The 14330-nt window shown below is 63.5% G+C and carries 10 protein-coding genes; 3 read left to right on the forward strand and 7 right to left on the reverse strand.

The annotated features are described in order from the left end of the window. Positions 1–98 precede the first annotated feature (98 nt). The 5 genes from CAG18_RS13755 to ttgA all read right to left on the reverse strand — a co-directional run bounded on the left by CAG18_RS13755 (position 99) and on the right by ttgA (position 8526). Entirely contained in the window at positions 99–1022 is a 924-nt protein-coding gene (locus CAG18_RS13755) for a LysR family transcriptional regulator (RefSeq protein WP_015271647.1), read from the reverse strand. A 183-nt stretch (positions 1023–1205) separates the two neighbouring features. Then, positions 1206–2462, reverse strand: a complete 1257-nt coding sequence (locus tag CAG18_RS13760; RefSeq protein ID WP_015271646.1) for an OprD family porin — start codon at positions 2460–2462, stop codon at positions 1206–1208. A gap of 299 nt (positions 2463–2761) precedes the next feature. After that, positions 2762–4219, reverse strand: a complete 1458-nt coding sequence (locus CAG18_RS13765; RefSeq protein WP_013974037.1) for an AdeC/AdeK/OprM family multidrug efflux complex outer membrane factor — start codon at positions 4217–4219, stop codon at positions 2762–2764. After that, entirely contained in the window at positions 4216–7368 is a 3153-nt protein-coding gene (ttgB, locus tag CAG18_RS13770; protein ID WP_085721040.1) for a multidrug efflux RND transporter permease subunit TtgB, read from the reverse strand. Before ttgB ends, CAG18_RS13765 begins: the two co-directional genes overlap by 4 nt. Positions 7369–7371: 3 nt before the next feature. Continuing rightward, positions 7372–8526, reverse strand: coding sequence for a toluene efflux RND transporter periplasmic adaptor subunit TtgA (ttgA, locus tag CAG18_RS13775; protein WP_013974035.1), 1155 nt, complete (start codon positions 8524–8526; stop codon positions 7372–7374). Positions 8527–8784: 258 nt separating this feature from the next. Between ttgA and ttgR the strand changes: the two genes are divergently transcribed. Then, a complete protein-coding gene (ttgR, locus tag CAG18_RS13780; RefSeq protein ID WP_013974034.1) occupies positions 8785–9417 on the forward strand; it encodes an efflux transport transcriptional regulator TtgR in 633 nt (210 codons plus the stop codon). 221 nt (positions 9418–9638) lie between these two features. Here the strand turns inward: ttgR and CAG18_RS13785 are convergent, their stop codons facing one another. Then, positions 9639–11090 (reverse strand): MDR family MFS transporter, encoded by a 1452-nt coding sequence (locus CAG18_RS13785; protein ID WP_085721041.1) that lies wholly within the window; start codon positions 11088–11090, stop codon positions 9639–9641. A 440-nt stretch (positions 11091–11530) separates the two neighbouring features. On the opposite strand from CAG18_RS13785, the gene CAG18_RS13790 reads away from it, so the two are divergent. Then, positions 11531–12400, forward strand: coding sequence for an oxaloacetate decarboxylase (locus CAG18_RS13790; RefSeq protein ID WP_003259571.1), 870 nt, complete (start codon positions 11531–11533; stop codon positions 12398–12400). Between the two features lie 25 nt (positions 12401–12425). On the opposite strand, the gene CAG18_RS13795 is transcribed toward CAG18_RS13790, so the two are convergent. Further along, the gene (locus tag CAG18_RS13795; protein ID WP_015271643.1) at positions 12426–13331 is read right to left on the reverse strand and encodes a LysR family transcriptional regulator; all 906 of its coding nucleotides are present in this window, start codon (positions 13329–13331) and stop codon (positions 12426–12428) included. Between the two features lie 103 nt (positions 13332–13434). Between CAG18_RS13795 and CAG18_RS13800 the strand changes: the two genes are divergently transcribed. Continuing rightward, positions 13435–14310, forward strand: a complete 876-nt coding sequence (locus tag CAG18_RS13800) for an MBL fold metallo-hydrolase (protein WP_085721042.1) — start codon at positions 13435–13437, stop codon at positions 14308–14310. Positions 14311–14330 lie beyond the last annotated feature (20 nt).

Here is a 14330-nt window from a genome sequence, read left to right on the forward strand (position 1 = left end):
GGCTGCGCTGGACCTGTGGGAGCGGGTTTACCCGCGAAAGGGCCGGTACAGGCGACCGATATAGCTCAGGATAGCCCGCCCCTGCCACCATCATCAGCTCAGCGAATGGCAGCAGCCCGCACTGGCATATCCAGCCCCACCAGCGTCTCGATCATCGCTCGCGCCGCCGGCGACAGCCGGTAACCGCTGCGGCTGACCACGCCACAGCGCACACTCAGCACTTCCAGCGCCGGTGGCAGGTTGCGCCAGTGCAGGCGCACCAGCCGGCCGCTGGCCAGGTCTTCGGCAACTGCTTCCTCGCTGGCGGTGCCGATGGCATCGCTGGCTTGCACCACACTGCGCAGCACGGCCAGGTGCTCGGTTTGCAGGTGCGGGGTGAAATCGCTGCGCCCGCTCAGGTTGGCCAGGCGCTTGCGCACACCGGGGGCGAGCAGGGCGCTGGCCAGCGGGTAGCTGAACAGGTCGTTGGTCGACAGGCTGTCCTTGGCCAGCAATGGGTGCCCCGGGCGGCAGAAGAACAGGCCGGGGCGCGTTGAAAGGGGCTCGGTGTGAAAGTTGGGATCGGCTTCGAACGGTCGGATATCGTCGACGAAAAATTCGATCTGCTCGCGGCGCAGGGCCTGGCCGAGGCGTTCGGCGTTGTCTACCAGCAGTGAGGTGCGGATGCCCGGGTGGCGTTCGAGAAAGTGGCGCAGGGCATCGGGCACCAGGCGCACGGCCAGCGCCGGGCCGCTGCCGAAATGCAACTCGCCGGCGTCGAGCTTGGTCATCTGCAGCACTTCGTTGCTCAGCTGCGCGGCACCTTGTACCAGGCGCCGGGCATGTTGCAGCACCACCAGGCCTTCGGGGGTGGGCGGCAGGGCTTTGCTGGCGCGGTCGACCAGTGGGCAGCCGAAGCTGTGTTCCAGACTCTGTATGGCACGGCTGAAGGCGGGTTGGGTGATGCCCATGGCCTCGGCGGCACGGACGAAGCTGCGGTATTCGGTGAGGGCGATGAAGTAGCGCAGCTGACGGAGGTCCATGTCATAGCTCTGGGGCGGGGATCAGGGGCCTATTCAAGCGGTTGCTGCATATGTCGTCAAAGAAGGTTTATTGATTTGTTTATAGCTTAGGGTTATTTGTTTTAGCTTCTGGCCTCTTCGCGGGCATGCCCGCTCCCACAGGGACCGCACAGGTTTCAAGGCTGGTGCGGTCCCGCGAAGAATTCAGAGGAGATTCAGCGGGTAACTCAGGATCAACCGGTTCTCATCGAACGAGTTGGTGCTGAAGTCCCGGCGCATGGTGGAGTTGCGCCACTTCACCGACAGGTCCTTGAAGCTGCCCGACTGCACCACATAGGCCAACTCGGTTTCCCGCGCCCATTCCTTGCCATCGTCCACACCGCCTGCGGTCACGTTGTCACCCTTGATGTAGCGGTTCATCAGGGTCAGGCCTGGCACGCCGACGGTGGCGAAGTTGAAGTCATGGCGCACCTGCCATGAGCGTTCCTTGGCGTTGTCGAAGCTGGAGTTGTAGCTGTCGTTTGCCAGAGTGCCGCCGCTGGTGCCGTTCACCCGCATCCAGGCGTCGTCGCCGCTGACTTTCTGCAGGCCGACGTAGATGGTGTGGCCCTGATAGCGTGCCGAGAGCATGGCCGAGGCGGTGCGGTTGTCCAGTTCGCCAGCGCGTTCGGCGCCGTCTTCCTTGCCGATGAAGTAGCCCAGGTTGGCGCCCAGGGTCCAGTCGCCCAGGGGTTGGCTGTGCACCAGGTTGAGGTACTGCTGGCGGTAGATGTCCTTGAGCTGAGCATTCCACAGGCCGATCATGGTGCGCTTGTCGTTGAAGGTGTATTCGCCGCCGCCAAAGTTGAAACGGTCGGAGGTGAACGCTGCCTTGCCGTTCATCGACATGTCTTCCATGCTGGCGTCGTTGCGCGGGCTGTTGCCGCGGAACTGGCCGGCGTACAGGGTCAGTCCGGCGATTTCCTTCGAGGTCAGCTGGCCGCCGCGGAAGGTCTGCGGCAGCGAGCGGCCATCGTCCGAGCGCAGGATCGGCAGTACCGGCATCCATTCACCCACTTTCAGCTCGGTTTCGGACAGCTTGGCTTTCAGTGCCACGCCCAGGCGGCCGAAGTCATCGGCCGGGCGGCCATCATCGTGCACCGGCAGCAGGTGGGTGTTGGTGGTGCCTTTGCCGCCGTCGAGCTTGACCGAGTACAGGCCCAGTACGTCCACGCCGAAACCGACGGTGCCCTGGGTGAAGCCGGAGCGGGCGTCGAGGATGAAGCTCTGCGTCCACTCCTCGGCCTTGGCCTGCGGGTGGGCCGGGTCGACGAAGTTGCGGTTGATGTAGAAGTTGCGCAGGTTGAGGGTGGCCTTGGCGTCCTCCAGGAAACCACCTTCGTCGGCGGCGAACACGGGGAGTGCGCAGGACATGGCCAACAGGCCGGGCAGCAGCTGGCGTGCGGGTTGCAAAGTGCTCATCTGTCGTGGATCTCTTGTTTTTATGGGCGAGCCGATACGCTGCAGGATGCGGCCTGCAGGTGCGGGTCTTTTGGGATGAACCGGGGCAACGTTGCGTGGGGAGGATGGTGCGGGGTAGGGCAGGGGTGAGGCAATTCGCCACAAACGGAAACGGGCGATAATCGAACGGAATGTTCTGGTTGGTTAATTGTTTTTCCTGTGCTGGCCTCTTCGCGGGCGAGCCCGCGAAGAGGCTGGTCCAGGCAACACAAAACAAAAAGCCCACCGCGAGGGTGGGCTTGATGCTTTGACAGCTTCAATCAGCTCTTCGGTGCTTCCACCGCTGCCTGCTGGTTGTTGGCCTGCCCGGTCTGCTCGTACCAACCACCGCCAAGCGCCTTGTACAGGTTGACCTCGCTGGTCAGCTGCGACAAGCGGTCGCCGATCAGTGCCTGCTGGGCGCTGAACAGGTTGCGCTGCGCGTCGAGGAAGGTCAGGTTGCTGTCGATACCGATGCGATAGCGGCGTTCGGCCAGGCGGTAGTAGTCCTGGTTCGCCTGCACCAGGTCGCGTTGCGCCTGCAGCTGCTCTTCGAAGGTCTTGCGCGCCGCCAGGCCATCGGAGACTTCCTGGAACGCGGTCTGGATGGTCTTTTCGTACTTGGCGACGTTGATGTCCTTCTGGATCTTCGAGTAGTCCAGGCTGGCCTTCAGGCTGCCGGCGTTGAAGATCGGCAGGTTGATCTGCGGCTGGAACAGCCAGGTGCCCTGGCCGCCCGAGAACAGGTGGCCCATGTCGGGGCTCAGGCTGCCAGCATTGGCGGTCAGGCTGATGCTCGGGAAGAACGCTGCGCGGGCCGCGCCAATGTTGGCATTGGCGGCCTTGAGCAGGTGCTCGGCTTCCTGGATGTCCGGGCGACGCTGGAGGATGTCCGACGGCAGGCCGGCCGGTACTTCGGCCAGTTGGTCGGCATTGAGCTCCAGCGGCTTGGCCAGGTCGGCGGGAATGCCGGTGCCCAGCAGCACGGTCAGGCTGTTGACGTCCTGGGCGACCAGGCGCTGGTACTGCGAGTACTTGACCCGGGCGCCTTCCACGGCGGTACGCGCCTGGCTGACGTCGAGTGCCGAGGCTACGCCGACTTCGTTGCTGCGACGGGTGAGGTTGTAGCTTTCCTCGTAGGTCTTCAGCGTTTCTTCGGTCAGCTTGAACAGCGCCTGGTCGGCCTGCCAGGTGTAGTAGGCGTTGGCCACGCTGGCCACCAGGCTGATCTGCGTGGAGCGACGCGCCTGTTCGCTGGACAGGTAGGTTTCCAGGGCCTGCTCGGTCAGGCTGCGTACGCGGCCGAACAGGTCCAGCTCATAGGCGCTGACGCCCAGGGTGGCCGAGTACTGGCTGGTGATGCCCGCTTCGCCCGTCTGCGACATGTTCGCCGGTACGCGCTGGCGGCTGCCGCTACCGTTGGCCGAAACCGCAGGGAACAGGTCGGCACGCTGGATGCGGTACTGCGCACGGTAGGCGTCGATGTTCAACGCGGCAACGCGCAGGTCGCGGTTGTTCACCAGCGCGGTCTGGATCAGCTGCTGCAGGGCCGGGTCGTGGAAGAACTGACGCCAGCCCTGTTCGGCGGCGGCAACCTCCGCCGACTGCGTCGGCGAGTAAGCCGGGCCTTGCGGCCACTGCGCAGCCACCGGCGATTCCGGGGTCTGGTAGTCAGGGATCAGCGAGCAGCCGCCAAGAATGAAAGCGGTTACTGCCAGGGACAACAAAGACTTGGTCATTGCCCAGCCTCATAACGTGGAGTTTCAGGGGTGACGTCTTTTTCCGGCTCTTTGCTGCCGAACAGTGACGACACTGCGACGAAGAACAGTGGTACCCAGAAGATAGCCAGCACGGTCGCACTGATCATGCCGCCGATCACGCCAGTACCGATGGCATGCTGGCTGCCGGCGCCGGCGCCGCTGGCGATAGTCAACGGTACCACGCCGAGGATGAACGCCAGCGAGGTCATGATGATCGGGCGCAGACGCATGCGGCACGCCTCGATCGCCGCGTCGTACAGGCTGCGGCCTTGCTCGTGCAGTTCCTTGGCGAACTCGACGATCAGAATGGCGTTTTTCGCCGCCAGGCCGATGGTGGTCAACAGGCCGACCAGGAAGTACACGTCGTTGGACAACCCGCGCAGGCTGGTGGCGATCAGGGCACCGATGATACCCAGCGGTACTACCAGTACCACGGCGATCGGGATCGACCAGCTTTCGTACAGTGCTGCCAGGCACAGGAACACGAACAGTACCGAGAGGGCGAACAGTGCCGGCATCTGCGAACCGGAGAGTTTTTCCTCGTAGGACATGCCGGTCCAGGAGAAGCCGATGCCGCTTGGCAGTTCGCCAGCAATGCGCTCGACCTCGGCCATGGCTTCACCGGTGCTGTAGCCCGGGGCCGGAGCACCGAGGATTTCCATTGCCTCGACGCCGTTGTAACGCGACAGCTTCGGCGAACCGTAGGTCCATTCGCCCTTGGCGAAGGAGGAGAACGGCACCATTTCGCCGGCGCCATTGCGCACGTACCACTTCTGCAGGTCTTCCGGGCTCATCCGCGCGTTCGGCTCGCCCTGGATGTACACCTTCTTGACCCGGCCACGGTCGATGAAGTCGTTGACGTAGCTGGCACCCAAGGCAATCGACAGGGTGTTGTTGATGTCGGCGATGGTCACACCCAGGGCGCTGGCACGCTCGTCATCGATGGTCAGCTGGTACTGCGGCTCGTCGTTCAGGCCGTTCGGGCGCACGGCGCTGAGGATCTTGCTCTGCGCGGCCTTGGCCAGGAACTGGTTGCGCGCTTCCATCAGCTTGGTATGGCCGACACCGCCGCGGTCCTGCAGGAACACGTCGAAGCCGGTGGCGTTACCCAGTTCGAGCACCGCAGGCGGGGCAAAGGCGAACACCATCGCATCGCGGAAGGTGAAGAAGTGCTGCTGGGCGCGCTGGGCAAGGGCGAACACGCTGTTTTCCTTGGAGCGTTCATCCCACGGCTTGAGCATGATGAATGCCATACCCGAGCTCTGGCCACGGCCGGCGAAGTTGAAGCCGTTGACGGTGAACACCGAAGCCACGGTGTCGGCCTCTTCGCTGAGCAGGTACTCACGCATCTGGTCGACCACCACCTGGGTGCGCTCGGCACTGGAGCCGGCCGGGGTCTGTACCTGGGCGAACAATACGCCCTGGTCTTCTTCCGGCAGGAACGCGGTAGGGATGCGGGCGAACAGCCAGATCATGCCGACCACGATCAGCGCGTAGGCCAGCAGGAACGGTACCTTGTTGCGCAGGATGGCGCCCACGCTGCGCTCGTAGCCGGTTACGCTGCGGTCGAAGTTGCGGTTGAACCAGCCAAAGAAGCCGCGCTTGGCCACATGGTGCTCGCCCTTCTTCAGCGGCTTGAGCATGGTGGCGCACAGGGCCGGGGTGAAGATGAGCGCCACCAGCACCGACAGGCCCATGGCCGAGACGATGGTGATGGAGAACTGCCGGTAGATCACACCTGTGGAGCCGCCGAAGAACGCCATGGGCAGCAGTACCGCCGACAGCACCAGGGCGATACCCACCAGGGCACCCTGGATCTGCTCCATCGAGCGCTTGGTCGCTTCCTTGGGCGGCAAGCCTTCCTCGGACATCACCCGCTCGACGTTCTCCACCACGACGATGGCGTCGTCCACCAGCAAGCCGATGGCCAGGACCATGGCGAACATGGTCAGGGTGTTGATGCTGAAGCCGGCAGCGGCAAGGATGCCGAAGGTACCCAGCAACACAACCGGTACGGTCATGGTGGTGATGATGGTGGCGCGGAAGTTCTGCAGGAACAGGTACATCACCAGGAACACCAGGACCACGGCTTCGATCAGGGTGTGGATAACGCCACTGATCGATTCGGTGACCACCGGAGTGGTGTCATACGGGAATACCGCTTTCACCCCAGGCGGGAAGAACGGTTCCAGGTCGGCGATGGTCTGGCGCAGGGCCTTGGCGGTGTCCAGGGCGTTGGCACCGGTAGCCAGTTTAACTGCCAGGCCGGAGGCCGGCTTGCCGTTGAACTGGGCGCTGACGGCATAGTTTTCACCACCCAGGCCAACCTGGGCGACATCACCCAGACGCACCTGCGAACCGTCGCTGTTGACCTTGAGCAGGATTTTCTCGAACTGCTCGGCAGTCTGCAGGCGGGTCTTGCCGATGATGGTAGCGTTCAGCTGGGTACCCGGCATGGCCGGCAGGCCGCCGAGCTGGCCGGAGGATACCTGCACGTTCTGCGCGGCCACGGCGGTCTTGACGTCGACCGGGGTCAGCTGGAACTTGTTCAGCTTGGCCGGATCGAGCCAGATACGCATGGCGTACTGCGCACCGAACACCTGGAAGTCACCCACACCCGCGGTACGCGAGATCGGGTCCTGCATGTTGGAGACGATGTAGTTGGCCAGGTCGTCCTTGGTCATGCTGCCGTCTTCGGACACCAGGCCGATCACCAGAAGGAAGTTCTTCACTGCCTTGGTGACGCGGATACCTTGCTGCTGCACTTCCTGCGGCAGCAGCGGGGTAGCCAGGTTCAGCTTGTTCTGCACCTGCACCTGCGCGGTGTCTGGGTTGGTGCCCTGCTCGAAGGTGGCGGTAATGGTCATGCTGCCGTCAGAGTTACTTTCCGACGACACATAACGCAGGTTGTCGATACCGTTGAGCTGCTGCTCGATCACCTGTACCACGGTGTCCTGTACGGTTTGCGCCGAGGCGCCCGGGTAGGTCACGGCGATGGCGATGGCCGGCGGCGCGATGCTGGGGTACTGGTTGATCGGCAGCTTCAGGATCGACAAGGCGCCGACCAGCATGATCACCAGGGCGATCACCCAGGCGAAGATCGGGCGATCGATAAAGAACTTCGACATGGTTTACTCCGCTTTGGCGTCTGCTTTCGCCGCGTTGGCCTGAACAGGGCTGGCCGGCTTCTTGACGTTGGTGGCTTCGCTGACCTTGACCTCGACGCCCGGGCGCACGTACTGCAGCCCTTCGGTGATCAGGCGGTCACCCGGGTTCAGGCCTTCCTCGATCAGCCAGTCGCTGCCCAGGGTACGGTTGGCCTTGAGCTGGCGCAGTTCGACCTTGTTCTCCTGGTTGACCACCAGTGCGGTCGGCGCGCCTTTCAGGTCGCGGGTCACGCCCTGTTGCGGGGCCAGGATGGCGTTGGCGTTAACCCCGGCCTTGAGCCGCGCATGCACGAACATGCCTGGCAGCAGGGTGTGATCGGGGTTGGGGAAGAGGGCGCGCAGGGTGACCGAGCCGGTGGTCTCGTCGACCGCGACTTCGGAGAACTCCAGGCGGCCTTCCTGCTTGAACAGGCTGCCGTCTTCCAGCACCAGCTGCACCGAGGCGGCGTTGTCGCCGGCCTTCTGCAGCTGGCCGCTTTCCAGGTCACGGCGCAGCTTGAGGAGTTCGGCGGTGGACTGGGTGACGTCGACGTAGATCGGGTCGAGTTGCTGGATGGTGGCCATGGCGTTGGCCTGGCCATTGCTCACCAGTGCACCTTCGGTGAACGAAGAACGGCCGATACGGCCGCTGATCGGTGCCAGGACCTTGGTGTAGCGCAGGTCGATCTGCGCGCTTTTGAGCGAAGCCTCGGCCTGCAATCGTTTGGCATTGGCGTCGTCGTATTCCTGCTTGGAGACAGCTTGTTCGTCGATCAGCTGCTTGTAGCGCTCGGCCAGCGAGCGGGTGGCCTGCAGGTTGGCCTGGGCATTGGCCAGGTTGGCTTCGTACACGGCAGGGTCGATCTGGTACAGCTGCTGGCCTTCCTTGACCTCACTGCCTTCCTTGAACAGGCGCTTGAGGATGATGCCGTTGACCTGCGGGCGCACTTCGGCGACGCGGTAGGCAGTGGTACGCCCCGGCAATTCCGAGGTCAGGGTGAAGGCTTGGGGCTGGATGGTCACGACGCCGACCTGAGGAGCCTGCGCCGCTGGCGCTGCTTCTTCTTTCTTACAGCCACTGAGCAGGGTTGCCAGGGCGACGGCGGAAACCAGAGCGGTAACGGCTGGCTTGAATTGCATGAGGATCCTCGGGTCGCTGGAGCTGGGAGACGCTCAAGAGTAATGGAAGAGTCTTGATCTGGAAAAATTGCTATCCGGTGGATAAATAGCTTGCTAAGGAATATACTTACATTCATGGTTGTTTGTAAATACCGCTGGGTTGTACTCGGGTACTGCCACAGCTCTTGATTAGCTCCCCCGCGAGGCACCCTGCAGAGGTGCCCCCGGAGTGTTCCCCGCACGCGCCGCGCGTTCGGGGCAAATGAGGTTTGTACTGCCATGGTCCGTCGAACCAAAGAAGAAGCCCAGGAAACCCGCGCCCAGATCATCGAGGCGGCGGAAAAGGCCTTCTACAAGCGCGGGGTTGCGCGAACCACCCTGGCCGACATCGCCGAGCTGGCGGGTGTGACGCGAGGAGCGATCTACTGGCACTTCAACAACAAGGCCGAGTTGGTGCAGGCGTTGCTCGACAGCCTGCATGAAACCCATGACCATCTGGCGCGGGCGAGCGAAAGCGAGGACGAAGTGGACCCGCTTGGCTGCATGCGCAAGCTGTTGCTGCAAGTGTTCAACGAGCTGGTGCTCGATGCCCGAACCAGGCGTATCAACGAAATCCTGCATCACAAGTGCGAGTTCACCGATGACATGTGTGAAATTCGCCAGCAGCGCCAGGCTGCTGTGCTGGATTGCCACAAGGGCATCACCCTGGCGTTGGCCAATGCCGTGCGCCGGGGCCAGTTGCCAGGCGAGCTTGATGTCGAGCGCGCGGCGGTGGCCATGTTCGCCTATGTCGATGGCCTGATCGGGCGCTGGCTGTTGCTGCCTGACAGTGTCGATTTGTTGAAGGATGTCGAAAAATGGGTCGACACCGGGCTGGATATGCTGCGCTTGAGCCCGGCTCTGCGCAAATGACACTTTGTTAAGGATTGTGAGGGAGTGTTACCCCTTTGTGTTAAGGGGGGATTAATGCTTCCGGATGACCTTGAACAAATCACAGATCCTGTGGGAGCGGCCTTGTGTCGCGATAGGGCTGCGCAGCAGCCCCGGCAATTTGTGCATCACTGCTGAAATCCTGGGGCCGCGTCGCGGCCCTTTCGCGACACAAGGCCGCTCCCACAGAGATCGCGTAGCTTCTAGCGTCCGCGCAGTTGCCGGTCGGGCAATGCAAACGCTGCAAACAGTCCCAGCACGGCTACCCCGGCACTCCCCATCAACAACTGCCGGAACGTCTCGAGCAACCGCCCCTGTGTCACCAGGTCCACTTCACCGGCCTTCAGGCTCCCCAGCAACGGATTACCCAGCGACTCGAACCCGCCCTGGTGCAGCAGCGCCAGCAGCAGGCTGGACATGCACGCCACCCCCATGGCCCCACCTAGCGAGCGGAACAGGTTGGTGGTGCTGGTGGCCACGCCGATGTCCTTGCTGTCCACCGCGCTTTGTGTGCCTACCAGCGAGGTCGGGAACTGCAGCCCGCAAGCGATGCCGGTCAGCAGCATGAACAGTGCACTGAGCAAGGCCGACTGCGGCGGGGTCAGCGCCATGGCGAAAATGGCCAGTGGCATCAGCAGTGCGCCGGCCAGGATCTGCGGCTTGTAGCGCCCGGTCAGGCTGGTCATGCGCCCGCCGGTGAAGGCACCCATGGGCAGCCCCATCACCAGCGGCAGGAGGTGCAGGGCAGCACTGTCGGCGCCGGCACCGGTGATGCCCTGGTAGCGCAACGGCATAAGCATGGTCAGGGAGATCGACTGGAAGCTGGCGAAGAAGATCACGCCCCAGCACAGCACCGCCACGCGGTTGCCGAACAGGCCGAGTGGCAGCAGTGGATCCCGGCAGCGGCGTTCATGGGCGATGAACAGCACCAGGCCCAGCGCGGCGCAGGCGAACAGGGCCAGCACGGCCGGGTCGGCCCAGGCGTGGCCCTGGCCGACCAGGGTAATGCCCAGCAACAGGCTACCCAGGCCGAGGATCAGCAGCACGGCGCCAAGGTAGTCCACCTGCGCCTCGCGGCGCTGCGCCGGCATGCCGCCGAGGGCGCGGCGGATCGCCCACAGTGCAACCAGCCCCAGCGGCAGGTTGATCCAGAACACCCAGCGCCATGACAGGTATTCGGTCAGCCAGCCGCCCAGCACCGGGCCGGCGACACTGGCCACCGCGTACATGCTGCTGAAGTATCCCTGGTAGCGGCCGCGCTCTCGTGGGGGTACGAAGTCGCCGATGATCGCCTGGCTCACCGAGACCATGCCACCGGCACCAATGCCCTGCAGTACCCGGGCCAGCACCAGCTGTTGCATGTCCTGGGCCAGGGCGCAGGCGATCGAGGCCAGGGTGAACAGGCTGATGCCGGTGAGGATCATCCGGCGCCTTCCGTACAGGTCGCCCAGCTTGCCGTAGATCGGCACGGCGACAGTCATCGCCACCATGTAGCCGGAGATGACCCAGGCCAGCAGGCCGACATCGTTGAACTGCGCCGAGATCGCCGGCAGCGAGACAGCGACGATGGTCTGGTCCAGGGCGCCGAGGAAGATCGCCAGCATCAGGGCGGTGAGCACGTTGCGCAGGGTGGTGGGGGGCAGGGCGGCGGTCACGGGGATACCTTGTTTATCGGTTGAGGCCTCTTCGCGGGCACGCCCGCTCCCACAGGTACAACACAGGGCTTGAAGGCTGTGGTGTACCTGTGGGAGCGGGCGTGCCCGCGAAGGGGCCCCGAAATTGTAACCTGAGTTAGGTAGCTTCCTATCCACTATCTGCATCCCCTATGCAAGATCGGCATTGGCGCATTCATTCAGTGCTGCATGGCTGCGTGATATCGTTGGTATGCCACAGAGGCCGAAAATCGGGGGTTTGCACCAGCTTGGTGCAACATTATGCCGCAGGTTTTTGCGCCGCTGTCTCCCACACCTTTTATTCCTCTGCCTGCATGTCGAGCATGACCGCCCAGATGGCGACGGTTGGAACAGGCCAGGTAGACCCGATTACAGGGGTCGGTAGTTACCGTTCGAATTTCAACTTATTTTGCGGAGTGATCATGCCCAAGGCTTCCCATCAAGATCTGCGTTTTGCCTTCCGCGAGCTGCTCGCTTCAGGTTCCTGTTATCACACCGCATCGGTGTTCGACCCGATGTCGGCACGCATTGCCGCAGACCTGGGCTTCGAGGTCGGCATCCTCGGTGGCTCCGTCGCTTCGCTGCAGGTACTGGCTGCACCGGACTTCGCCCTGATCACCCTCAGCGAGTTCGTCGAGCAGGCCACCCGTATTGGTCGTGTGGCACAACTGCCGGTGCTGGCTGACGCCGACCACGGCTATGGCAACGCGCTGAACGTCATGCGCACGGTCATCGAACTGGAGCGCGCCGGCGTGGCTGCGCTGACCATCGAGGACACCCTGCTGCCTGCCCAGTTCGGGCGCAAGTCCACCGACCTGATCCCGGTTGAAGAGGGCGTCGGCAAGATCCGTGCGGCGCTGGAGGCACGGGTCGATTCGTCGCTGTCGATCATTGCCCGGACCAACGCTGGCGTGCTCACCACCGAAGAAATCATCGTGCGTACCCAGAGCTACCAGAAGGCCGGAGCCGATGGCATCTGCATGGTGGGGGTGAAGGACTTCGAGCAACTCGAGCAGATTGCCGAGCACCTGACGGTGCCATTGATGCTGGTGACCTACGGCAACCCGAACCTGCGTGACGACGAGCGCCTGGCACGCCTGGGCGTGCGCATCGTCGTCGATGGTCACGCGGCCTACTTTGCCGCCATCAAGGCCACCTACGATTGCCTGCGGCTGCAGCGCGGCCAGCAGAACAAGTCGGAAAACCTCAGCGCCACCGAACTCTCGCACACCTACACCCAGCCCGAGGACTACATCCGCTGGGCCAAGGAGTACATGAGCGTCGAGGAGTGACAGTGCCATTCCTGTAGGAGCGGCCTTACAAGTCCTGATCCCACTCCGGTTCGTCCTTGAACCGCTGCACAAGAAAATCCAGCATGCTGCGCAAGGTCGCCGGCATGTGCTTGCGTGAGGTGTATACCGCATTCAGGTTCAGCTCGCGTGGCCTGGCTTCGGGCAGCAGGCGCACCAGTTCACCCCGGCGCAGGGCCTGCGCGGCCTGGTAGGTCGGCAGCATGGCGATACCTGCGCCGGCCAGCGCCGCCTTCTGCAGTGTCATCGCCTCGTTGGCACTGATGTTCCCCGCCACTGGCACGGCGACTTGCTGGCCGGCTACCTCGAAATGCCACAGGCTGTGGCCGAAGTAGGCATGTGTCAGGCAGTTGTGCCGGCTCAGTTCCTCGACCCGTTGCGGCGTGCCGTGCTCGCGCAGGTAGGCCGGTGCCGCACACACAGCCGAGCGGCATACGCTCAGGCGCCGGGCGATCAGGTTGGGGTCCAGGTCATTGCTGGTGCGTATGGCCAGGTCGATGCGCTCGTCCACCAGGTTGACCGTGCGATCGAGCATCTGTAGTTCCACCTTCACCCCAGGGTAGCGTCGGACGTAATCGGCCACAGCATCCACCAGTTGGGCCTGGCCGAATGAGGTGCTGACGCTGATGCGCAGCGCGCCCTTGGGCGCGTCATCCGGCTGCTGCACCGCGGCCTGCAGGTCGCCAGCCAATTCCAGCAATTGCCGGCAGCGGGGCAGGGTTTCCTGGCCGGCGGCGGTGAGGCTGAGCTTGCGTGTGGTGCGCTGCATCAGTCGTGCGCCAACCCAGTCTTCCAGCTCTGCCAGGTAGCGCGAAACCACCGGCCGGGACAGTTGCAGATGATCCGCCGCCGCCGACTGGCTGCCCAGGTCGACGACGGTGACGAAAACGCGCATGGCGTTGAGACGGTCCATGATTTGCCCGGTTTCAGAAACAAACTATGTTCGAGCATCGCATTTTTTGTCACGGATTGGGCAACTAAGCTGTTGGGCATTGTTCATCTGACGGGCGTTTGCGATGTCTCTTTTCACTCCTCTGCGTGGCCTGCTGCTGGCCTGTGTGACCCTGGCCGGCCCGGCGCTGGCTGCCGACCCCTTGCGGCTGGAGGTTTACAACCCCGGGCATGAGGCGATCTTCCCGGTCAGTTCGGTGATCGTCAGCGGCGAGCACGACGCCATCCTCGTCGATGCCCAGTTCGGCAAGGCCCAGGCCGAGCAGCTGGTGCAGCGCCTGCGGGCAGGCGGCAAGCAGCTGACCACTATCTACATCAGCCATGGCGACCCGGACTACTACTTCGGCCTGGATACCCTGACCCAGGCCTTCCCGGACGCCAAGGTGCTGGCGTCGGCCGCCACGGTTGCCCATATCCGCCAGACCATGGATGCCAAGCTGGCCTACTGGGGCCCGCAGATGGGCGCGGACAAGCCGGCGCGGTTGGTGCTGCCACAGGTGCTCGAAGGCAACCGCCTGACGCTGGAAGGGCAGGACCTTGAGGTGGTCGGCCTCGACGGCTCGCAACCTGACCGCAGTTTTGTGTGGATCCCGTCGATCAAGGCGGTGGTCGGTGGCGTGGTGGTGTCGGAGAACATTCATGTGTGGATGGCCGACACGCAAACGACCAAGTCCCACGCCGACTGGCTCGGCACCCTGGCGCACATCGAAGCGCTGGCGCCGCGTACGGTCATCCCCGGACATTACCTGGGGGGCAGCAGTCGATCGCTGGAGGCCGTGCATTTCACGGCGAACTACATTCGTGACTTCGATGCCGAGACCGCCCAGGCGAAAGACGCCGGTGCGTTGATCGCGGCGATGAAGCGACGTTACCCGAGCCTGGCCGATGAAAGCTCGCTGGAGCTGGGGGCCAAGGTCGCCAAGGGCGAGATGAAGTGGTAGTTCCGTTCAACTGATGGAGA

Origin of the sequence: Pseudomonas sp. B22(2017) (assembly GCF_002113105.1) — a bacterium.
GTDB lineage: Bacteria > Pseudomonadota > Gammaproteobacteria > Pseudomonadales > Pseudomonadaceae > Aquipseudomonas > Aquipseudomonas asiatica.